11 protein-coding genes are annotated in these 24803 nt (G+C 53.1%); 2 read left to right on the top strand and 9 right to left on the bottom strand.

The genetic code is table 11. From position 1 onward, the window contains the following. The first annotated feature begins 1 nt into the window (after position 1). Positions 2-859 (top strand): carboxylating nicotinate-nucleotide diphosphorylase, encoded by an 858-nt coding sequence (nadC, locus tag OR573_02750; GenBank protein XGA80597.1) that lies wholly within the window; start codon positions 2-4, stop codon positions 857-859. 89 nt (positions 860-948) lie between these two features. Here the strand turns inward: nadC and OR573_02745 are convergent, their stop codons facing one another. Further along, on the bottom strand, positions 949-1476 hold the full coding sequence (locus OR573_02745; protein ID XGA80596.1) for a GNAT family N-acetyltransferase: 528 nt from the start codon (positions 1474-1476) through the stop codon (positions 949-951). A gap of 194 nt (positions 1477-1670) precedes the next feature. On the opposite strand from OR573_02745, the gene tsaA reads away from it, so the two are divergent. Continuing rightward, positions 1671-2399 (top strand): tRNA (N6-threonylcarbamoyladenosine(37)-N6)-methyltransferase TrmO, encoded by a 729-nt coding sequence (gene tsaA / locus OR573_02740; protein ID XGA80595.1) that lies wholly within the window; start codon positions 1671-1673, stop codon positions 2397-2399. On the opposite strand, the gene OR573_02735 is transcribed toward tsaA, so the two are convergent. From OR573_02735 to OR573_02700, 8 genes are all read right to left on the bottom strand, one after another. Continuing rightward, positions 2396-4780: a CHASE2 domain-containing protein gene (locus OR573_02735; GenBank protein XGA80594.1), complete on the bottom strand. Its 2385-nt coding sequence runs from the start codon at positions 4778-4780 to the stop codon at positions 2396-2398. The two genes, tsaA and OR573_02735, sit on opposite strands and share 4 nt — an antisense overlap. Continuing rightward, positions 4689-5858 carry a FecR domain-containing protein gene (locus tag OR573_02730; GenBank protein ID XGA80593.1) on the bottom strand — a complete coding sequence of 390 codons (1170 nt, stop codon included), beginning with the start codon at positions 5856-5858 and terminating at the stop codon, positions 4689-4691. Before OR573_02730 ends, OR573_02735 begins: the two co-directional genes overlap by 92 nt. A gap of 356 nt (positions 5859-6214) precedes the next feature. Continuing rightward, complete coding sequence (locus tag OR573_02725) at positions 6215-7162, bottom strand: SH3 domain-containing protein (GenBank protein ID XGA80592.1); 948 nt, start codon at positions 7160-7162, stop codon at positions 6215-6217. Positions 7163-7261: 99 nt separating this feature from the next. Next, positions 7262-7537: a DUF6447 family protein gene (locus OR573_02720; protein XGA80591.1), complete on the bottom strand. Its 276-nt coding sequence runs from the start codon at positions 7535-7537 to the stop codon at positions 7262-7264. Between the two features lie 167 nt (positions 7538-7704). Then, on the bottom strand, positions 7705-8145 hold the full coding sequence (locus tag OR573_02715) for a hypothetical protein (protein XGA80590.1): 441 nt from the start codon (positions 8143-8145) through the stop codon (positions 7705-7707). 253 nt (positions 8146-8398) lie between these two features. Beyond that, positions 8399-9214 (bottom strand): OmpA family protein, encoded by an 816-nt coding sequence (locus OR573_02710; protein XGA80589.1) that lies wholly within the window; start codon positions 9212-9214, stop codon positions 8399-8401. Between the two features lie 19 nt (positions 9215-9233). Next, positions 9234-22070 (bottom strand): YadA-like family protein, encoded by a 12837-nt coding sequence (locus OR573_02705; protein ID XGA80588.1) that lies wholly within the window; start codon positions 22068-22070, stop codon positions 9234-9236. A 1881-nt stretch (positions 22071-23951) separates the two neighbouring features. Continuing rightward, positions 23952-24740, bottom strand: a complete 789-nt coding sequence (locus OR573_02700; protein ID XGA80587.1) for an OmpA family protein — start codon at positions 24738-24740, stop codon at positions 23952-23954. Positions 24741-24803 lie beyond the last annotated feature (63 nt).

Here is a 24803-nt window from a genome sequence, read left to right as displayed (position 1 = left end):
CATGCACTACTACACTGCCCTCGCTGAAGAAATCCGCGCCAATGCTGCCCACCTGTTGGCAGAAGATGTTGGCCCGGGCGATATGACGGCACAGCTGATTCCTGATTCACAGTGGGCCAAGGCCAATGTGATCACTCGCGAGCCTGCTGTGTTGTGCGGGGTTGCCTGGGTGGATGAAATTTTTCGCCGCTTGGATAGCCGCGTTATTTTGCACTGGCAGGCGGCTGACGGTGACCGCCTGGAAGCAGACCAGGCCTTTCTGACCTTGGAAGGCCCAGCCCGCAGCTTACTGACCGGTGAGCGCGCTGCGTTGAATGTGTTGCAGACGCTTTCGGCAACGGCAACGGCCACCCGGCACTATGTGGATTTACTCGCCGGAACGGATACGCGCCTGCTTGATACGCGCAAAACCCTGCCCAATATGCGCCTGGCACAAAAATATGCCGTGACCTGTGGAGGCGGTCATAATCACCGCATCGGGTTATGGGATGCCTTTTTGATCAAGGAAAACCACATCGCTGCCTGTGGTGGCATTGGCGCTGCGGTCAAAGAGGCCCGCAAACTGGCCAGCGACCTGCCATTGGAAGTCGAGGTGGAAACCTTTGCTGAGCTTGACGCCGCATTGGAAGCCGGTGCCGATACCATCATGCTGGATAACTTCTCGCTGGAAGAGCTACGCGAAGCGGTCAAGCGCACAGCAGGACGTGCCACTTTGGAAGCCTCAGGCAACGTCGACGCCACCACGCTCAGGGCGATTGCTGACACCGGAGTTAACTGCATTTCCAGCGGCGCACTGACCAAGGACATAAAAGCCATTGATCTGTCGATGCGAATTACAGAGACCTATAATGGGTCGTGAATGGTGAATGGTGAATGGTGAATGGTGAATGGTGAATGGTGAATGGTGAATAGTTTACTATTCACCACTAACCATTCACCTATCCCCTATCAGGTTTCAACCGCATTTAGCTGTTTACGTAAGCGGTAGCGTTTTAACAGCTCACCGCCCCGTTCCACCAGCTGCTCGTTCAAGTTGTCCCAGCCGCGGCGGCGCAGACGGTCAACCAGCATTTCACTGGCCTCGATCTCAATCGCTGCGTGGCCATCCTCCAGCAGGAGACGTTCGGCATGAATCAACAGCGTAGTGCCGATGCCTCGCCCCGCCAACGACGGCCATACATAAAGGGTTTCGACTCGCCCGCTGCGCCCATCCAGCTCGATAAAACCAACGCAGCGATTATCACTGGTGGCAACCAGCGTTGTGTAAAGCAGGTGGCGCGCCGCCCAGGCGTTGGCTTCACGGGGCAGCACGTTAGCCCAGGCGCGGCGCTGCGCCAAGGTATAGTGGTTTGAGGCCCCTTGCATCACCGCATGATAAAAAACTTCTGCCTGATCAGCGGCATCGCGCATCAAGGCCTGACGATAAACAATCCGTGATGTTTTTGTCGCGGAAGGTGGAGCCAACACGTCTGCCATCTTTGCCTCTCCTGTTAGTATCAAAGCTGGAGTCAGGGTCTGTGGATATCACACAGTGCATGGACATCAAGGTGTTTGTTATCTCAAAAAGTGCCAAGCAATCAAAAGATAACAATTCAGCTTATACTGATAAGCGGCCATCTGCCAAGCCAGGTCTTCAGCCACCCTATTTCTCAACCAGATCATTAAACGCCATGTCTGAACCGAATAACGCCCTACATTTCAGCTTATCACCGATTGGCTACATCAGCAGTGATTACCCGGACAAGTTTGGTGTACCGCGTCAACCTGGGCTGGTCACCGCCGCCAGCGCCATTCTTACCCTTGTTCCCCCGTTTGATGATCCGCTTTGCGTACGCGGCCTGGAAGATTTCAGCCATTTATGGGTCAGCTTTATCTTCCATCAAAACCCTGAACGCTGGGCACCCATGGTTCGGCCACCCAGATTAGGCGGCAACAAGAAGGTAGGCGTATTTGCCAGCCGTAGCCCCAACCGCCCCAATCGGATGGGGCTATCGCTGGTCGCCCTTGAACGTATTGATACTAGAAAGGGAGTTCGGTTACACCTGAAAGGCGCCGATCTTGTCGACGGTACGCCGGTTGTCGATATCAAGCCCTACCTGCCCTGGGCAGATATTCACCCTGATGCCTGCGCCGGTTTCGCACCAGAACCGCCCAAGGCTCTCAACGTCAGCTTTTCACCAGCATCGGAAAGCAGGCTGTTGTCACGCCAGGACGGTGAAGAACTGCGTGAACTGATTCGTCAGGTGATCAGCCAGGATCCGCGCCCTGCGTATCATGCCAACGATTCAGAGCGAGTCTACGGGATGCCCTTACGGGATTTGAATGTGCGTTTCCATGCAGTTCAAAGGGAAGGAGGTAACGTCGAGATGTATGTTGACGCTATTGAACCATTGAATTAATCCAGCGGGCAGCTGGGAATTCTGAAGATAAAGTGGCTACCTTTACCCAGCTGGCTGTTACACCTGATGCTACCACTGTGCTTTTCGGCAACGGCTTTTACCAGTGCCAGCCCTAAACCATGGCCTTTGGCAATATTGGCACTATCACTACGCTGAAAATCCTCAAAAATGCGCTCTATATCGGAATCGGCAATACCCACACCGTCATCTATGACCTCCAGAGTCGCCCACTCCTCATTAGCGCTCACACGTACCTGTACCCGGCCATTTTCACGGCCATATTTCACGGCATTTTCTATCAGGTTGAAGACGGCACGGGCCAGGTAGCCTTTATCGCCTAGAACCGGGGCGCCATCCTCAGCGTTGAACTCGCTGCTCACTTCGATCCGCTTTGAGCATGCCAGCGGGCGCACCTGATCAAGCACTTCCATCACCAGGTCTTCAAGCAGGATAAAATCATGATCAAAACGAAAGGATTTAGCCCGGGTCAAGCTGATAAAGTCATTGATCATACCCAGGCTCATTCTCAGGCTCAGTTCAATCTGTTCATAAAACCTTGCTTCAGGTAGCGCATTTTCAGGCTCCTGCTGAGCGTCAATAAGCGCCAGCGCACGGGTCTGAGGCGTCTTCATATCATGTGAAAGAAAATTCAGCATGTTGGCACGTTGGGCTTCGATCGTCACTTCACTGGTCAAGTCTACCAGCCAAACCAGCCAGCCACCGCCCATGGCGCTGGTCGATGTTGTCAGACGCCCCATTTCCAACCGGTAGGTGCTACCATCAACATCTTTGCACAACCCGCCGGTCAATATAGGAGGAGGGTTCTCGCCATCAAAGGCGGTGGGTGGCCATAGAGCAGCAAACTCGCGCTCTTCCTCAAAGCTAACCACTTCCGGCAGATCTTCAATATGCTGAAGCGGCTGGGCACGCTTACCATTTTCGCCCAGCATCACAGCCTTGTTGTTTACCAGTAGCACAGAGCCATCTTCGTTGAGGATAAAAATCGGTAGCGGCAGCGAATGCATCACATCCAGTATCAAACGCCGCCCCTGAACAAGGCGGGTCAGGGCAAACTCCAGCGATTGCAGCTGCTGATAGAGCTTGCCCCCTTCATTCGGCGCCAACACCTGCCGATAAGGTAGAATCGGCGGCTCGCGGTAAAGCAGCTTCAGCTCCTGCTCAAACCAGGATAACAGCGTGGCTTGGCTGCGCCAGACAATCACGACAAACGCCAACCCAAGAGCAATCAGGCTGGCAGAAGGCGGCCACCACCAGCCCGAACTAAGGGCAAACAGCGAGCCAACTACTGCCACGCCTGAAAGCAAAATGACAATCCCTAGCATAAAGCGAAAGCGCAACCACCAAGCCAGCAACATCAGCATAATAATCGGCAAACCTGCCAGCAAAGCCCCTGTGAATGGCGGCACCTGATAAATCAGATTATCGTCACGCAAGGCATCCAGCAGGTGAGCATGCACTTCTACCCCTGGCATCAACTCGCTCGAAAGCAATGACATATTGTAACGATCCCCCATGCCCAGGGCGGTCATGCCAACCAGCACAATACGGTCTTTCAGGAAAGATTCTGACAAACGTCCTTCCAGCACATCATGGTAAGACACAGAGGGATAATGTTTAGGCCAACCGCGATAAGGAATACGCACAGGAGTGGCATCCAGCGCCTCTGTGGGGATGCCTGCCACACTGGCCATTAATTGTGGCCAGGCAGTATTATCGCGCATTTCTTTCAACACGACTTCACGGGCAACACCATCACTATCAAGGGACATATTAATATGGCCCACTGATGCTGCCGCCGACATCAGGGCAGGTATAGGCATCAAGGTGTCACGAAAGGGGGCACCAGAGGTACGTTCGGGTAACAGGGCAAGGGGGATATGGACATTACCGTGCGCCTTCATGGCCTCTACCAACAACTGGTCTTGCTGTGGATCCCGGCTCGACTCAATCAGCAGAATATCCAGTATCACCGCTGACGCACCGGCTGCATCAAGTTTTTCAACCAGACGCGCATGAATATCCCGCGGCCAGGGCCAACGCCCGAGCCACTGCAAGCTCGGCTCGTCAATTTCGATAATCAGAATATCCTGAGAAGGTGGGGTAGACTGGGACGATAACCAGGTGTCATAAAGATAGTTATCAGAGAGCAACGGAGAAATACTATAAATCAGAAAAGCAACGGGAAGAAGAAGGCTTACCGTTGCCCACCAAGTGACAACAAAGCGCCGATGAAGTGCCTGGGTCAGGCGGACACCGGAAGACTGGTAATTATCCTGAGGCATCAAGCAGGCCGCTATCAATAACGCTGGCGACGTTGCCCTCACCATCCAGCTTGACCACTCGCCAGAAGATTTCGCCATCCGGCACCTGACGCAGCAGCAGTGCCCCAGTGGTGACAGGCGGGTAGCTTATCAAGGGTCGCTCAAAGGTTTCATCAAATGCCAGCTCAAGCCTGCTAGGCGTATCGTTCTGGCGCTTCCAATCAAAACGCCAGGCATCGCCTTCCCGAGTCACAGTCACACCGGTTGAAAAATGCTGAATCAAGCGTTGGGAATATTCACCTACCACGCCCAGGCTTCCAACAGCGGCAACGCGCAGGTAATACTCACCAGCAGGAAGCTCAGGAAAAATAACTTCTGGCGTGATACTGCGCTGATCGGCAACCACATCCAACGATTGAGCATCGCGTGCCAACTGTGCACGATAACTGCTTGCCGGTGCTATCGGTTTTATCAACACCACTAAATCACCGCCCGCCAGCGATGTCGCACTAAGCAGCTCCGGTGCTGCCAACAGGCCGACAACATCAATATCACCTTGCTGGGAAATGCGCGTTCCCTGCCCTGCAGCGACTTGAGCGCGCTCAGACATTTGCTGGCTCTGTACAGCCACTTTGCCTTCATAGACTGAAGACAGCACCGCATCACCACCATAGCCCACTGCAAAGCGCGTACCACGCACACCCAGCACACCGCTGGTCGTTTGAATGTTGTAAGGCCGGCCAGGGTTCTGCCGAGAAGGCACCTGGGACTCAACCTCACCCTTTTCGAGAATCAGGCGGATACCGCGTTCACCATCACGGCTCACCATCACGCGAGAGTTGGAAGGCACGACAGCGCGTGCACCGTCACTCATTTCCAGTGTCAGTGAGGCCCCTCTACCCGTTTCGACGATATCACCTTCATCAACAACAATACCCTGTTCAAGTGCCAGCCTTTGGCTACCCTCGATTAGCCAAGCGTCACCGTAAAGGTATAGCACTGACAGTGGGAAAGCATCCTGCAAGGTCAGGTCAACCAGGGTATCTGGCTGTAACATCACCGGCTCATCAATGGTATTGACCTGCTGCAGAAAGTACCACTCATAGGGGTCATCAAAATAACGCTTGGCAATATCCCAAAGGGTATCGCCTGGCATTACCTTATGCACTTTAGGCATGTCACTATTCTGACGGACAGCATCTGACAAGGTTGAAGCAGGCAAACTCAAGGTAGAATCAAAGATCCTGCTTTCAGCCATACTTGATGGTTTATCTGTTGCGAGCAACGGCGAAGACAACAACAGCAAGGAAGCAACAGAAACAACGGCAAATTTACCAAAAGAAAGACGCGAAGCCTGCGGGCAAGCAAACCTCAGGATGTGACGAGTGGCATGGTGGATATTCTTCATGATAACTCCTTGGTGGTCATATACCGAGGGAGTGTTATTGATATGCATCTGTTTATCTGAAGGATACACCACGGGGTAAATAAATGTAAACAAAAAAATATAATTGTCAAAAATTATTTCCAGGATTACTCAATCAGTGTATTGGAAACCCAGCCCAGCATGGGGCCTTGCTCACCATCGAAATGCACCTGACTCCAGCCATCAGTGCTACCCAGCACATAAACAGTGGTGCCACGCTCCAACTGAGCCACACGCTCATTATCCGTACTATTACCGGCACGAATATTGACCCGGCTAGCGGCTATCTGCTTTTGCGTGAGGCTTTGTCGGCTAATCGTAATATTTTCCAACGCTAGCTGATTACCACCGCGAGCCGCATTAACAAACCAGAAAACGGCCCAAGCATGATTACGTTCAACGCCGCTTCCTCGGGCATACATGGCGCCAAGATTGTTCTGAGCGAAAGGATCCTCTTGTTTAGCTGCGCGCTCATACCATTCAAAAGCGCGTGTAAAGCTCTGCTCAACGCCACGCCCATTTTCGTAAAGGCTGCCGATATTATTCTGAGCAGGAATATGGCCTTGCTCAGCTGCCAGAGAAAACCACCGCGCAGCCAATGCGGGGTCTTCATCAACGCCCACCCCTTCAAGGTACATCAAGCCCAATTGGAACTGAGCGGGAACATCTTCTGCTTCAGCGGCGCGCTGTAGCCACTCAATCGCATCTTCAGGCCCCTTACCGTCAATTTCTTCACGCAGAAACATTCCGGCAAGCCGCACCTGAGCATCCACCTCATCGTTATCCGCCGCTAACCGATACCATTTATAGGCTTCATCCATATCCTGGCCAACGCCCTGCCCACGTTCAAACATCATGCCCAGTGCAAACTGGGATTCACCATCGCCACGCTCTGCGGTAGTGCGCCACTCATGAACCGCTGACGCAAAATTGCCATTCTGATATTCATCCAGACCCTTTTCATAATCAGCATGAACCGGTGTTGCGGATAGGGCTGCATAAGCACCCACAATAGCAACAAAAACAACAACTTTTGGCCGCTGAGCAAGCTTCATGGTGTAAGCTCTCTTTAATAATATTACTGGAAGGCTGAATTGAAAGGCCTTGGAACATCGCTCCCGGACAAGCGATATCCGGGAGCAATAGGAGGCTTATTACTTAACTGGGGTAATATCCTTAACCACTTCAGCCAGAATACGTGCATAGGTATTACGCGCCGTCTGGGTAATTGCCAGTTGATCCTGCATACGCTGCATTTCCTGATCGGTAACACGCAGGTTCTGCAATTGCTCGCGGCCTGTCTGACCCAGGCTTTCGAGGGTATATTCCTTGCCGTCGATAGTGATCGTTGGCTGCTGGCTATTCTCACCTACCGCGACGGCTTCTTGCTTGGCGGAGGCGCTGTTGTCAGCGGTGCTATTCTCAGTCATATTATTATCACCCTGATTCTCAGCAGATACCTGTTTTTCAGTTGCTTCTGCTTTAGTGCTTTTACGACGCGTAGTGCGTGGCTTATTCATTCAAACTCTTCCCGACCAATAAGAAATTAAAATATTAATAAAAGTGAAATTTTAAAAAAGATAAACATGTCCACTCTTTATTCTGCCGCTTCAACTGATTCTTCTTCACTAGCTTCAACGACTTCTTCCACTTCGCTTTCTGCTGCAGCAGCTTCTTCTTGAGCAGCCACATTGATGCGCTCATGGGTTAACACACATAAAACGCCTGCCTGGGTTTGATGAACCTGATAGTTGGTATCGCAGTAAAGCGCCATGGTATTCAGCAAACGACTTTCTCTAACCAGAGGATTCTGAACATCGACCTCGCTCAGGGCTAGGCGCGCCATAAACATTTCGCCTTCAGGACAGTCAAGTGCCTGCTCATCGCTGGAAGCAACACATACAGACCCCTGATCAACTCTAGCACTTTGATTTTTCTCACTATCCTGTTCAGCCAGTGCATTCATACTGACAATTGAAAGACCAACCGCTGCGATAACGGACAGAATGAAGGTGGCAAAATAACCAAATAATCTCATGATTCTTTTCCTTAACAGGTGAGTCTGACTGGTTAAAAACCCAGGCGACAGATATAAAAGCTTTTATTGCCAGAAGTTTCAACTCTCCTAGCGTTACATTGACCAGAATAGGCCCAGCAAGTTTTTCTTAAAAGGGCTTTATAGTCAAAAATAGTGTTAACTTTTATGACTTAACAAGCACTAATATAACTATTAAAAATAAAAGGACGTTTGACTGCACCTACCGTCAAACGTCCTGTCTCGTTGCTATTGTTTAGCGTTGTAGTTCAGTCACCGTAATTTCAACCCGACGGTTAGGTCGCAAGCACTCGGTCACTGCCGCAGTTGCACGTGTACCTGGGCACTCCACCACCGGATCGGCTTCACCTCGGCCAATGGTGTCAATATTACTGCGCATAATGCCTTTGCCTGCCAGATAATCGGCAACCGTATTTGATCGAGCCTGAGAAAGACGCATATTGTAATCGTCGCTACCAAAACGATCGGTGTAGCCAGCCACCATCAACCCCGGCAAGGTGAAGTCGTTCAATGTCTGCTCGGCCACGCGATCCAGAGCACGACGGCCTTCCAATGTCAGCTCGTCACTATCGAAATCGAACAGCACATCACCAGAAAGCGTCAGCAGCCGGTCTTCCTCCACCTCTTCCACTTCGATTGGCACTAACAGTGCGGGGCACTGCTGGTCGCGCCAGTGCGTGCTTTCCAGAGCCATATCGTTATCGTAAACAATTTTATACTGACAGGTTATATAATCATTACCTTGACCGGTATACAGGTTGAAGACGTAGTCCCACTCACGTACACCGAAGAAACCTTCGCTGAAATGCGGGTCGCCCAGCAACTTGCGAACCTGATGCTTGCTCTGGGTTTCACGAATACGCAGGATGGCTTCAGGTTCAACAAACTTACCCCCGTCGTACCATTTATCATCCAGCGCCGGAAAGCCATTCTTGGCATCGACTATATCAGTCCGGTCGTTATTGGGCGGGCTAGCACAGCCTGCCAAGGTAACGATTGCCGCCATACCGGCGGCCCCAAGGGCCGCCTTAAACATTGGATTAGTGTGCATTGTATGCTCCCGTTATCCCTTACCAGTGCCAGCCAGCGCCGACGCCTGCACCAAAGTTACCCTGCGAATCGCCGGTGACCTTACCCTGGATGATCCAGCGGCCATTATCCGAGAGACGTGACACGCCTACCGCAACCGCTGATTCCCCCCCATAAGTACCCGCACCAACCGACACCATGCTTTCACCCGATCTCCAGGCCTGTGGCACAGAACTTGCCGCAATAGCGCTCGCTGAACCGGCGTTAGCGTTTTTCTCAACGCCATCGATTCGGCCATTGACGTTGTTGATCTCATTCTGGAAGCGCTGTCCCAGTTCGTTCATCTGGCCAACGTTGACGGCATCACCTGCTTCTACGCCGGGCGCCACATTGGTGATCACCTGGCCACCTGCATCAATGCCATCACGCGTCACACTTGGGCCATCTTCAATGGTCAAGCCATTGTCGTTGATGGTCGTTCCGCCTGTGGTCACGCTATCCACATCCAGGTCACGCTCCAGCGTTACCTGAACACCATCATCAGTGGTCTTGGTGGTGATATTGTCATCACCGGTAATCGCCACGGTGTCACCCAGCTGACGATTGACCACCTCGCCTTCATCAGCACCAAAGTTCAGGCCTTTATCAATCGTTTCATTGATATCGCCAATGCTGTTTTCGTTGGTGGTAATACGTTGGCTGTTATCAGCAATGTCGCCTTCGTTATTAGTAATACGCTGGCTGTTGTCAGCAATGTTGGATGAGTTGCCAGCTACATTCTGGTTGGTGTCGTACAACTGGCTGCCGTTGATCGCATCCGAGCTATCGTCAGCAATATCACCATCAGCCACATTGGTCACCGTGGTGCCGTCTTCACCTTCCAGCGTCACATTGGAGTAGTCGATTTGATCGCCATCGCGATCATATTTGACAACGCCGTTCGTACCGCCACCTGGCAAGGTTCCTCCCGCTGTTTCATCGCTTTCATCTCCTTCAACGATGGTCAAGCGGCCATCCAGGTCATTCATGAAGTCCATCGCCGCGTACAGCTGGCTGCCGTTGATGGCGTCCGTGCTATCTGACGTGATGCGCCCCGCCCCAACGTTAGTGATGGTGCGCTCGTTGCCCGCACTGCCCACACTAACGGTAGACACAGGAGCCAATCCCGCGAAGCTGTAGTCCTTGCTGCTTTCGTCCGCACCCAGGGTGTAAACGAAATCAGCATTGTCATAGCCACCCACCTCAGTGGTAACAGCACCTTCACCCAACGCCACGCTACCTTGCAGTGTCGCCATGGCCTCATAACCCAGTGCCAAGGAACGATCAGCTTCAGCAGTCGCTTCATAGCCAACAGCAGTGGCGCCAGTGGCATTGGCGAAAGAATCACTCTCGGTCAAGCCATCGTCATTAGTGTTGACGTAGCGTGTATCAAAATCACCGCTATTGATCACCTGATACAGCTGAGAGCCGTTAATCGCATCTGTGCTGTCTTCAGCAACATCGCCTGGTGCCAGGTTAGTGATCTTGTTGGTTGGGCTACCCGCATCATCCAGACCGCCCAGATCAATGCCACCGCCGTTTATGGTGGGGCCATTGTCGTTAATGGTCAGGCTGTCAGACGTTAGGTCACTAGCTGTTGCAATCTTAAGCACCTGATCGTCTTCACGGGTGATTTCGATGTTTTGCCCGTCAATCAGCTGTACTTTCTCTCCCGGCGCAACGTTGTCGGTAGCGAAGGCATTAGCCTGCAGATCCCAACCAGCTGTCGCCGTTTCGTTGACCGACTTCAGGTCACCCACGTTGACGGCATTGTTAAGCGCATCACCGCTCAACTCGCTAAGCGATTTATCACCTAAGCCGCTGCCGACACCAGTGATCTGATCGTCCCCAGCGTTGATACCTCCCTGGGTGACACTCGGGCCATCAACAATGGTCAGCCCATCGTTGTTGACCGTGGTATCGCCCATCACAACGCTACCTTCGTCACCCAGGTTGACGTTCTCGGCCAGCTGCACATTCAGGGTGCCGTCGTCTTTCTTGGTAATGCCGATGTTCTTGTCGGTCAGCGCCTCGGTATCCGCACCGCCGGACAAGCCGAGGGTTTCGTTCAGCTTGCGCTCAACCACTTCGCCGTCGTCGCCAACAAACTTCAGGCCATCATCCAGCGTAGCCACTTCCTGATCGTTGCCTTCCGGATCGGTGTAGATAATGCGTGTCTCGCCATCAACACCATTCACACCCGGCGTACGATCCTGGATCGAGATCGTCGTCAGACCATCCGTTCCATTAGGGCCAGCAGGGCCGGTCAGGCCGATAGTGCCGTCTTTACCGTTCAGCGCGATGCCGTCTTTACCGTCGATGCCGTTCTCACCAACGATGGTGATAGAGCCTGGCTCGCCGTCTTCGCCAACCGTCAGCTCGTTGCCCAGACCGAAGTCAATGCTGGTGTTACCTGTTTGATCATCGCGTGTGTGCTCAACCACGATGCTGCCGTCTTCACTGACAAAGTCGACTTTTCCATTCGGGGCTACGTTGCTAAACGCGTCGTTTGTTGTATCGCTCGTCAACACATCCCAGCCAGCGGAGGCGATATCTTCAACATCCGTCAACTGATCAACATTCACCGCATCGGTACCGTCAGTGCCCGGTGCCAGGTTAGTGATCTTGTTGGTTGGCTCGCCGTTAGTATCGAGGCCACCCATATCGATACCGTCTTTGCTGATGGTTGGGCCATCAACAATGGTCAGCCCATCGTTGTTGACCGTAGTGTTACCCATCTGGACGCTACCTTTATCACCCAGGTTGACGTTCTCGGCCAGCTGCACATTCAGGGTGCCGTCGTCTTTCTTGGTAATGCCGATGTTCTTGTCGGTCAGCGCCTCGGTATCCGCACCGCCGGACAAGCCGAGGGTTTCGTTCAGCTTGCGCTCAACCACTTCGCCGTCGTCGCCAACAAACTTCAGGCCATCATCCAGCGTAGCCACTTCCTGATCGTTGCCTTCCGGATCGGTGTAGATAATGCGTGTCTCGCCATCAACACCATTCACACCCGGCGTACGATCCTGGATCGAGATCGTCGTCAGACCATCCGTTCCATTAGGGCCAGCAGGGCCGGTCAGGCCGATAGTGCCGTCTTTACCGTTCAGCGCGATGCCGTTCTCACCAACGATGGTGATAGAGCCTGGCTCGCCGTCTTCGCCAACCGTCAGCTCGTTGCCCAAACCGAAGTCGATGCTGGTGTTACCTGTTTCATCATTGCGCGTGTGCTCAACCACGATGCTGCCGTCTTCGCTGACAAAGTCGACTTTTCCATTCGGGGCTACGTTGCTAAACGCGTCGTTTGTTGTATCGCTCGTCAACACATCCCAGCCAGCGGAGGCGATATCTTCAACATCCGTCAACTGATCAACATTCACCGCATCGGTACCGTCAGTGCCCGGTGCCAGGTTAGTGATCTTGTTGGTTGGCTCGCCGTTAGTATCGAGGCCACCCATATCGATACCGTCTTTGCTGATGGTTGGGCCATCAACAATGGTCAGCCCATCGTTGTTGACCGTAGTGTTACCCATCTGGACGCTACCTTTATCACCCAGGTTGACGTTCTCGGCCAGCTGCACATTCAGGGTGCCATCGTCTTTCTTGGTAATGCCGATGTTCTTGTCGGTCAGCGCCTCGGTATCCGCGCCGCCGGTCAAGCCAAGGGTGTCGTTCAGCTTGCGCTCAACCACTTCGCCGTCGTCGCCAACAAACTTCAGGCCATCATCCAGCGTAGCCACTTCCTGATCGTTGCCTTCCGGATCGGTGTAGATAATGCGTGTCTCGCCATCAACACCATTCACACCCGGCGTGCCGTTCTGGATCGAGATGGTCGTCAGACCATCCGTACCATTGGGGCCAGCAGGGCCGGCCAGGCCGATAGTGCCGTCTGCGCCGTTCAGCGCGATGCCGTCCTTACCGTCGATGCCGTCCTGGCCAACGATGGTGATAGAGCCTGGCTCGCCGTCTTCGCCAACCGTCAGCTCGTTGCCCAGACCGAAGTCAATGCTGGTGTTACCTGTTTGATCATCGCGTGTGTGCTCAACCACGATGCTGCCGTCTTCGCTGACAAAGTCGACTTTTCCATTCGGGGCTACGTTGCTAAACGCGTCGTTTGTTGTATCGCTCGTCAACACATCCCAGCCAGCGGAGGCGATATCTTCAACATCCGTCAACTGATCAACATTCACCGCATCGGTACCGTCAGTGCCCGGTGCCAGGTTAGTGATCTTGTTGGTTGGCTCGCCGTTAGTATCGAGGCCACCCATATCGATACCGTCTTTGCTGATGGTTGGGCCATCAACAATGGTCAGCCCATCGTTGTTGACCGTAGTGTTACCCATCTGGACGCTACCTTTATCACCCAGGTTGACGTTCTCGGCCAGCTGCACATTCAGGGTGCCATCGTCTTTCTTGGTAATGCCGATGTTCTTGTCGGTCAGCGCCTCGGTATCCGCGCCGCCGGTCAAGCCAAGGGTGTCGTTCAGCTTGCGCTCAACCACTTCGCCGTCGTCGCCAACAAACTTCAGGCCATCATCCAGCGTAGCGACTTCCTGATCGTTGCCTTCCGGATCGGTGTAGATAATGCGTGTCTCGCCATCAACACCATTCACACCCGGCGTGCCGTTCTGGATCGAGATGGTCGTCAGACCATCCGTACCATTGGGGCCAGCAGGGCCGGTCAGGCCGATAGTGCCGTCTTTACCGTTCAGCGCGATGCCGTCCTTACCGTCGATGCCGTCCTGGCCAACGATGGTGATAGAGCCTGGCTCGCCGTCTTCGCCAACCGTCAGCTCGTTGCCCAGACCGAAGTCAATGCTGGTGTTACCTGTTTGATCATCGCGTGTGTGCTCAACCACGATGCTGCCGTCTTCGCTGACAAAGTCGACTTTTCCATTCGGGGCTACGTTGCTAAACGCGTCGTTTGTTGTATCGCTCGTCAACACATCCCAGCCAGCGGAGGCGATATCTTCAACATCCGTCAACTGATCAACATTCACCGCATCGGTACCGTCAGTGCCCGGTGCCAGGTTAGTGATCTTGTTGGTTGGCTCGCCGTTAGTATCGAGGCCACCCATATCGATACCGTCTTTGCTGATGGTTGGGCCATCAACAATGGTCAGCCCATCGTTGTTGACCGTAGTGTTACCCATCTGGACGCTACCTTTATCACCCAGGTTGACGTTCTCGGCCAGCTGCACATTCAGGGTGCCATCGTCTTTCTTGGTAATGCCGATGTTCTTGTCGGTCAGCGCCTCGGTATCCGCGCCGCCGGTCAAGCCAAGGGTGTCGTTCAGCTTGCGCTCAACCACTTCGCCGTCGTCGCCAACAAACTTCAGGCCATCATCCAGCGTAGCGACTTCCTGATCGTTGCCTTCCGGATCGGTGTAGATAATGCGTGTCTCGCCATCAACACCATTCACACCCGGCGTGCCGTTCTGGATCGAGATGGTCGTCAGACCATCCGTACCATTGGGGCCAGCAGGGCCGGTCAGGCCGATAGTGCCGTCTTTACCGTTCAGCGCGATGCCGTCCTTACCGTCGATGCCGTCCTGGCCAACGATGGTGATAGAGCCTGGCTCGCCGTCTTCGCCAACCGTCAGCTCGTTGCCCAGACCGAAGTCAATGCTGGTGTTACCTGTTTGATCATCGCGTGTGTGCTCAACCACGATGCTGCCGTCTTCGCTGACAAAGTCGACTTTTCCATTCGGGGCTACGTTGCTAAACGCGTCGTTTGTTGTATCGCTCGTCAACACATCCCAGCCAGCGGAGGCGATATCTTCAACATCCGTCAACTGATCAACATTCACCGCATCGGTACCGTCAGTGCCCGGTGCCAGGTTAGTGATCTTGTTGGTTGGCTCGCCGTTAGTATCGAGGCCACCCATATCGATACCGTCTTTGCTGATGGTTGGGCCATCAACAATGGTCAGCCCATCGTTGTTGACCGTAGTGTTACCCATCTGGACGCTACCTTTATCACCCAGGTTGACGTTCTCGGCCAGCTGCACATTCAGGGTGCCATCGTCTTTCTTGGTAATGCCGATGTTCTTGTCGGTCAGCGCCTCGGTATCCGCGCCGCCGGTCAAGCCAAGGGTGTCGTTCAGCTTGCGCTCAACCACTTCGCCGTCGTCGCCAACAAACTTCAGGCCATCATCCAGCGTAGCGACTTCCTGATCGTTGCCTTCCGGATCGGTGTAGATAATGCGTGTCTCGCCATCAACACCATTCACACCCGGCGTGCCGTTCTGGATCGAGATGGTCGTCAGACCATCCGTACCATTGGGGCCAGCAGGGCCGGTCAGGCCGATAGTGCCGTCTTTACCGTTCAGCGCGATGCCGTCCTTACCGTCGATGCCGTCCTGGCCAACGATGGTGATAGAGCCTGGCTCGCCGTCTTCGCCAACCGTCAGCTCGTTGCCCAGACCGAAGTCGATTTCGTTATCATCCACCGTGGTGATGATGTTGCCGTCAGCACTGGTGAAATCAACCGTCCCGCCGAGTTTGACGTTGTCATCAGCCGTAGCCAGATTGGTGTTATCCGCGGTGATGTTGAAGCCTTTGTCAATCAGGTCGGTATTGGCACTCTGAAGATCGCCCACGTTTACCGCATTGGTAAGGTCGTCGCCTTCAGCGGTTTCCAGGGTTGTGCCGGTCAAGCCGCTGCCAACGTTGGTGATCTGATCACCACCCACATCCAGGCCATCACCCGCATTGGTGATCACTGTGCTGTTAGCTGGGTCAGTCGCATCACCTACTGTGATCTGAGTGAACTCTACTTCATCTTTCGTGGCAACGGTGATCTTGTTTGCATCACGGCTAACGTCAATATTCTTGCCTTCAGCAAAAATCGCCGTTTCACCCGGGCCGATGTTGTCGGTCGTAAGTTCACTATTGGCTTGGAGTTCCCAGCCCTTGTTGGCATTTTCCAGGCTGTCCTTGGCATCCTGGCTAAGGTCAACGGCGTAATCCGTCAGGTTGGTGGTCGCATCTTTTGTGCCTGCCACCACAGTAACATCCGTTGAACCCGCGCTAACCGTCGTGCCATCAGCATCCACCGTGTAGGTGGTCTGGCCTGTGGTAGCATCAATCGCGGCTGTCACAGAGGCATTTGTGCCTGCGTCTACAGCCGTCAACTGGCCTACATTGGCGGCATCGGTATCCGCTGTACCCGGCGCCAGGTTGGTGATTTTGTCATCGCCCATGTTGATGCCGGTGCCATTGATGGTCGGGCCACCGGTAACTGAGATGCTGTTAGCAATCGTCAGGTTATCAGACAAGCTGAAATCAACATCCGTATCGCCGTTGGCATCCTGCGTGTGGGTGATAGCCACATTGTTATCAGAACTGACGAAATCAACTTTTTTGCTTGGCGCTACATTGCTGACGGTAGCATCGGCGTCAGTGGTTTGAACGTTCCAACCCGCATTGGCCACATCACTGACATCTTTCAGCTGGTCTTCTGTTGCTGCCTGCCCAGAGGTGAAGTTACCCGGATCGAAGGTGGTGTTAGTTAGGCCACCCACCGTACCGGCGTCGCCATCAATCGTGACAGGGTTTTTGGTTGCGTCCGTGGTATCACCCACGGTGACGACGTTCGCCAAACCAAAGTCGATCTCGTTGTCGTTGTTCCCGAAGGTGGTAACGATGTTGCCATCGGCGCTGGTGTAATCAACGGTTTCGCCCAGCTTGACGTTATCTTCAGTGATTGAAGGGTCTGCCAAGCCGCTATTGTCAGCGGTAATGTTGAAACCAGTGTTAATCAGGTCGTTATTGACGTTCTGAAGATCGCCAATGTTCGCGGCGTTATCCGGGTTGGCGTCATCAATGTTGTTAACAACATCACCGGCGACGTTGGTTAGGCCGCTGCCGACGTTGGTGATCTGATCACCACCCACATCCAGGCCATCACCCGCATTGGTGATCACTGTGCTGTTAGCTGGGTCAGTCGCATCACCTACTGTGATCTGAGTGAACTCTACTTCATCTTTCGTGGCAACGGTGATCTTGTTTACATCACGGCTAACGTCAATATTCTTGCCTTCAGCAAAAATCGCCGTTTCACCCGGGCCGATGTTGTCGGTCGTAAGTTCACTATTGGCTTGGAGTTCCCAGCCCTTGTTGGCATTTTCCAGGCTGTCCTTGGCATCCTGGCTAAGGTCAACGGCGTAATCCGTCAGGTTGGTGGTCGCATCTTTTGTGCCTGCCACCACAGTAACATCCGTTGAACCCGCGCTAACCGTCGTGCCATCAGCATCCACCGTGTAGGTGGTCTGGCCTGTGGTAGCATCAATCGCGGCTGTCACAGAGGCATTTGTGCCTGCGTCTACAGCCGTCAACTGGCCTACATTGGCGGCATCGGTATCCGCTGTCCCCGGCGCCAGGTTGGTGATTTTGTCATCGCCCATGTTGATGCCGGTGCCATTGATGGTCGGGCCACCGGTAACTGAGATGCTGTTAGCAATCGTCAGGTTATCAGACAAGCTGAAATCAACATCCGTATCGCCGTTGGCATCCTGCGTGTGGGTGATAGCCACATTGTTATCAGAACTGACGAAATCAACTTTTTTGCTTGGCGCTACATTGCTGACGGTAGCATCGGCGTCAGTGGTTTGAACGTTCCAACCCGCATTGGCCACATCACTGACATCTTTCAGCTGGTCTTCTGTTGCTGCCTGCCCAGAGGTGAAGTTACCCGGATCGAAGGTGGTGTTAGTCAGGCCACCAACAGTACCGGCGTCGCCATCAATCGTGACGGGGGTTTGAGTTGCGTCCGTGGCATCGCCGACGGTGACAACGCTCGCCAAACCAAAGTCGATTTCGTTGTCACGCACCGTAGTGGTGATATTGCCATCGGTACTGGTGTAAGCAACGGTGTCACCCAGCTTGACGGTGTCTTCCGTTGCCGCTGGATCTGCCAGATCGGCAGTGTCTGCGGTGATGTTGAAGCCTTGGTCTACAACGCTGTCCAACGCCTTCAACTGGCTGACGTTAACCGCATCGGTATCTGTCGCACCGGCAGCTACGTTGGTGATACGACGCTCTGAATCAGCGGAGTCTAATGGCTGAGTAGGAGCGCCCACCGAGACTTCGCTTTCGGGATCATCAGCCGCTACAGACGTGGCGCCTGTGGGCACATAGGCCGCTGTGCTCAGCGTGCTGCCATCAGCAACAGAGTCGCTACCCAGCGCAACACCCTCGCTATAAGTCACTTCAGCGTCATGGCCAAGTGCAACACCATCTCTCTCACCGGCCGTCGAGGCCTTAGCACCGTCACCAATCACCACATTACCTGCACCATTGGCTTGAGCATTCATACCAATGGCAATATCACCTTGGCCAAAAGTGGTAGCGTCATTACCGATGGCTACCTGGCCACTTCCAAAGACCTTTGTTGTAGCGCCATCACCCACAGCAACTGAAAACCCGCTTTCGGCTAACGCATTAGTACCCGCTGCCAGGGCGTAGTCACCCACAGCGCCTTCGTTATTGAAGTTGCCTTGCTGAGTGCCAACATCATTGACGCTATAGTAGTGAGTTTCTTTGCTGTCAACGTAGTCTTTGTTGACGACCTGAGTGCCGTTGGTGATCTGATCAGGTGCGATATTGTAGGTTACCTGATCGCCCACCACGGAGAAGTTGTCGCCCAGCGTGGTTGTGCCATCAACGTCTAAATCGCCAGAGACATTGACGTTGGTGAAGTCAGGTGAGTCTGTCATCTGCAGATTGATGGCGCCATTGGCTGGGTCCGTCACTGTGCGCAGATTAGCCCCTGTATAGGTGCCGCCAGACGTCGCCCCACCTTCGATGGCAAGTGTCTCACCCAGGTCACGATGCACATCACCTGCAGAGTTATCGTTACCGGTGAAGTCTAGGCCATCCGTCGCCAGAACGCTTAACTGTTCTTCCGTGGCCGCACGCCCCGCCGTGGCGAAGGCCGGGTCAGTCAAGGTGGTGTTGGTCAGGCCACCCACCGTACCGGCGTCGCCATCAATGGTGACAGGGTTTTTGGTTGCGTCAGTGGTATCACCCACGGTGACGACGTTCGCCAAACCAAAGTCGATCTCGTTGTCGTTGTTCCCGAAGGTGGTAACGATGTTGCCATCGGCGCTGGTGTAATCAACGGTTTCGCCCAGCTTGACGTTATCTTCAGTGATTGAAGGGTCTGCCAAGCCGCTATTGTCAGCGGTAATGTTGAAGCCAGTATCAATCAGGTCGTTATTGACGTTCTGAAGATCGCCAATGTTCGCGGCGTTATCCGGGTTGGCGTCATCAATGTTGTTAACAACATCACCGGCGACGTTGGTTAGGCCGCTGCCGACGTTGGTGATCTGATCACCACCCACATCCAGGCCATCACCCGCATTGGTGATCACTGTGCTGTTAGCTGGGTCAGTCGCATCACCTACTGTGATCTGAGTGAACTCTACTTCATCTTTCGTGGCAACGGTGATCTTGTTTGCATCACGGCTAACGTCAATATTCTTGCCTTCAGCAAAAATCGCCGTTTCGCCCGGGCCGATGTTGTCGGTCGTAAGTTCACTATTGGCTTGGAGTTCCCAGCCCTTGTTGGCATTTTCCAGGCTGTTCTTGGCATCCAGGCTCAGGTCAACTGCATAATCCGTCAGGTTGGTGGTCGCATCTTTTGTACCCGCCACCACAGTCACATCCGTTGAACCCGCGCTAACCGTCGTGCCATCAGCATCCACGGTGTAGGTGGTCTGGCCTGTGGTGGCATCAGTCGCAGCTGTCACAGAGGCATTTGTGCCTGCGTCTACAACCGTTAACTGACCCACATTAGCGGCATCGCTATCCGCTGTACCCGTCGCCAGGTTGGTGATTTTGTCATCGCCCATGTTGATGCCGGTGCTATTGATGGTCGGGCCACCGGTAACTGAGATACTGCTAGCAATCGTCAGGTCATCAGACAGGCTGAAATCAACATCTGTATCGCCGTTGGTATCCTGCGTGTGGGTGATAGCCACATTGCTATCAGAGCTGACGAAATCAACTTCTTTACCTGCAGCCACTGTGCTAGCCGTCACTGTGGCATCGTCACTGGTATTAACATCCCAACCGCTGCCAGCAATATCGCGCACCGCCTTCAACTGGGCGACGTTGACCGCATCAGTATCCTGAGCACCGGCGGCGAGATTGGTGATCTGGCGGCGATCGTTTCCAGTACCACCGCCAACAGAAACAGCTCCCTTGGTGCTTTGTGTAGCCCCTATTTCGGAGGTGGGGGCAGCAGCAGCATCTGTGGAAACATCGTAACCATAAACCCCAGTAGTAGTACCGGCATCAGTGCTGGCAACTGAACCTGAACCCAGCGCCACGCCACCGGCAACAGTGACATCCGCGCCATTACCCATTACAAAGGCATCAGCTACATCAAGGTTATTGTCATTACCGATGATACGGCTACCGGCTGCAGTAGCCGTAAGGGTATTGTTGTTACCAAAAGCACCGGCATTGTCGGCCTCAATGGTATTGTCGTTACCCTGTGCGTATGAGCCTGTACCACTTATATTATTCGGGTCACCAACGGCCCCCGAATGAGCGCCCGAAACTTCGTTTCCGTAACCAATACTAATGCTTTGCTCACCAGAAGCTTTGGCACCGGAACCCATAGCAATGGCGTCGAGACCTGTGGCTTGCGCGCCGGCACCCATGGCGATCGCATCATCGACGGAGGCTTTGCTACTGTTGCCAATCGCGATAGCACGCTCGGCTGTTGCATTAGCGCTCGCACCCACAGAAATTGCATTTTCTTTCGTTGCATTTGAGAAACCCAAGGCAATCGAACCGCTACCAGACGCGGTTGCATCCACACCAAAGGCGGAAGCGTTTAGAGCCGAAGCCTCAGCTCTTAAACCCACGGCGGTCGCATTATTGGCACTAGCACTCGCAGAATCACCTAATGCAATAGCTTTATTGGCAGAGCTGGTTGCATCACCATTGGTATCATAGGTACCCACCTTGGCATCCTGACCAAGGGCCATGCTTCTTTCACCTGATACTTCAGACTGACGCCCCATGGCAATGGAGTGTTTACCGTCCACTAGAGTGCTACTGCCGAGTGCAATCGCGCCTCCTTTATTTGCCGTCGCAAAAGCCCCCAAGGCAATCGTCTTTTCATCTTGTGCGGTACTATCCCTCCCGATAGCGACTGACTGAGAGCCTAGGGCTTTAGCGGTGCTACCTACGGCCACAGTTCGGTCAGACGAAGCTACAGCATTAGGACCTATAGCAATCGCCCTCTCGGCTGTTGCATTCGAGAAGCTCAAGGCAAGAGAGCTCGTACCGCTCGCCTCTGCATTCACACCAAAGGCAGAAGCAAAATTTGCTGTTGCTTTAGCGCCATTCCCCACGGCAGAAGCACTCGAAGCGGAAGCGCTAGCTTGCCTACCAACGGCAGTACTACTAACACCCGATGCCGCAGCACTGCGTCCAACGGCAGCTGACTCCTCGCCTGACGAACGCGCAAAACGGCCAAGTGCCGTTGAGGCTTCTCCTGTCGCTTCAGCGTTCAAGCCAAAGGCGCTTGCGCCTAACTCAGTTGCTTTAGAGTTTCTTCCAACGGCAGTACTAGAAGCACCCGAGGCTTTAGCGTCACGACCAAAGGCAGATGTGTTATTCGCAGCAGCACTGGCCTCACGACCAATTGCAATAGCATTTAAGCCTGAGGCTTTAGTCAATCTACCAATTGCAACCGAATCTACACCTTCTGCTTGCGTCTTCTCATAAGCAATGAGGTCACCAGCATTATTTAAGACCCCATTCCCTGAACCAATTGCAATGGCATTTCTACCCGTACTCTCCGCCGCAACACCAAATGCCATAGCCCCCCTTTCAGAGGCCTCACTAAGATTACCTAAAGCAATACTTCTGGTTCCCGATGCTGTTGTCGGGTTATTGCGGCCAGCACCAATAGCAATTGAAAGATGACCTTCAGCTAAGGTACCACCACCGATGGCGGTACCTACTTTCGCAAAGTTAGTACCCGTATCAGCTTTGGTGGCTCCAGCTCGGGCCTGATCACCGATAGCAACACTGCCAGGCGCGTAAGTGCCATAGCCTATCGCCACGCCTTTTTGCAAAGTGTTTGAGTCCCAATTTGGCAAAACTGAATTAGGAATTCTGATATTCTCAGTTCCAGATTCACTGTTATAACCAATAGCGACAGATCCATCCCCTCCTGCTGAACTTAAACGGCCAATAGCGACTGTATTAAATTTAGCTACAGCCTGAGTACCAACAGCTACTCCATGCTCATTAGCTACTGACAGTTGACCTATAGCAATACCGCGGTTACGTGCATCAGCACTCGTACCAATTGCAACACCATAGCCATCCACCCCTCCCGCAAACGCATTATAACCAATGGCCGTTGCAAATGGCCCGCAAGCTGTGGCATCCAGACCCATTGCTATATCATTTATGTTACAAGTTGAAGCAGAGTTATTGGGACTTTCTTCCTCGCCAGGCCCTGCCATAGCTGTTTGGGACGGCAGTGTCATCGAGCCTGCAACGAGTGCCACAGCGATAACGGCTGGGCGCAGCAGAGCAGGAATGCTTGAGGCGGCTTCCGGCGCCGGCAGTTGGCCAACCACCCCTTGCCGGGTAGCGGATTTATCACAGCTACGGGCCGCTTCAGACGCGACCACCAGCCTACCTAAGGTACGGTTCCAGATCAGACGAAATACATTATTCATTCTCTAACTCCACTTGCGTTTGGGGTGACAGGGGCGTCATCACCCCGTTGCACATTCTTTTAGGTTTACTGGCGGTGCCTTTTTATCAGAGGCGCCAGGCTATTCTTTGCTTGCTGAATTCAGTTGGGTTGCCCAACACAAATGCTTTTGCGCCTGTGTTGGCTTGCTTCGGCGTCAATGCCGCGCGCCCTTCCTGGCACTTTTTCCAAAAACTCCGTTTCAACGCCAAAAGCCGGTACGCATAAAAGCCAACGCCGCTACCCTTTCGGGTAGAAGTGCTGACCTCGCTTCCTTTCGTCGCAGCAACTTATTTTGCATCGCGGGTGATATCGCGCATTTCAACATCAAAGTTCAGGCTGGCGTGTCACTGGCTTTTAACTTGGAGAGCATTCTCGACCCTTGAATAGGGCTTATCAACGACGGTTAAACATTGTTCATATTAGCACCAATAAAACAGGCGGAATTGTTAAACCATCACTATTTAAACGTTTGTTTTGTTTCACACTATGAAGTGTAACAGCATGTATTAGCATTATTTTATGTGAAAGATTTCCCTGCTTATCTTGCCCTCCGATGCTCCACTCAAAGTCAGATAACATCTTGAAATAGTAGGCTTTTTACTCACCCTGACCATTTCAAGAGATTACCATTTCCACTCTTATAATTAACGGATTAATAAGATAATTTTATTTTATAATCAAACATTCTTTAAAAACAAAATCTTGTATAAAAACTCAGCTGTTTACTTTTTATAATACTTATTTTTATATAAATCCCGATCAGGCTATCAATTTAAATTTTTTACCGCTTAATAAAAACAAAGGTTAAAAATAGTGTATCTTGCAAGCAAGAATGCTCAAAACCGCACTATTTAACATTCACCCATAATCTGAATTGTTAAATAGCGGGTTATTTTTTGTTTACATTACAGAACACTGTTTTTTAATATGCGAGGCGTGAGGTGCAGGGTGAGATCAACGTTTCACCCTGCACCTTATTGGGGAGGGGTTAGCGGCGTTCACCGCCGATATTAATGACAACGCGGCGATTGAGTTTCAGGCATTCCTTAACCGCTGGGGTGGCAGCGCCTGCACAGTTAACAACTGGGTCGGCTTCGCCTCGGCCCGCTGTGGCAATACGGTTGCCAGGCAGGCCACGGCTCACCAGCTGATTTTTTACCGCGGTGGCGCGCTGGTAGGAAAGGTCAATGTTGTATTGCTTTGATCCAAAGCGGTCAGTGTAGCCAATGATATGCAGAACCGGGTTGGCGTAGTTTTGCTGCAGCTGCTCTGCCAGGCGGTCTATGGCGCGGCGGCCTTCCAGGGTTAGTTCGGCGCTGTCGAAGTCAAACAGCACATCGCCGGAAAGGGTCAAGGCCTGGCTCTGGTTTTCTTCTTCTACTTCAATGGGCACCAGCAGCACGGGGCACTCGGGGTCGCGCCAGTGGCTGCTGGTTACCCGGTTCTCATTATCAAAGCGCAGCTTATATTGGCAGGTAATATAGGCACTGCCTTCGCCGGTATAGAAGTTGAAGGCGTAATCCCATTCGCGCACGTTGAAGATGCCTTCACTAAAGTGCGGGTGGCCCAGCAGGCGACGCACCTGATCCTTGTGCTGGCCCTGGGAAATACGCAGTACGCTTTCCGGGTCGATAAAGTCGCCGGTGTCCAGATAGGTGCTGTCCAGGTCAGGGAAGCGGGTTTCGTCTTCCTGGGCGTTGGGCGTAGAAGCCGATGAGGCACAGCCTGCCAATCCGATAGCAAGGCCAAGTGCCAGTAGTGTACGTGGTTGTTTCATGGTAGTTACCTGTTCCTTTTGCTCACCGCCGAGCCAGCCGGCGGTGAGGGTTGAGTACCAAAT

This window comes from Halomonas sp. CH40 (assembly GCA_041875495.1).
GTDB lineage: Bacteria > Pseudomonadota > Gammaproteobacteria > Pseudomonadales > Halomonadaceae > Vreelandella.
Note: the sequence above shows the minus strand (reverse complement) of the source record. Positions and strands in the feature narration are given on the sequence as shown.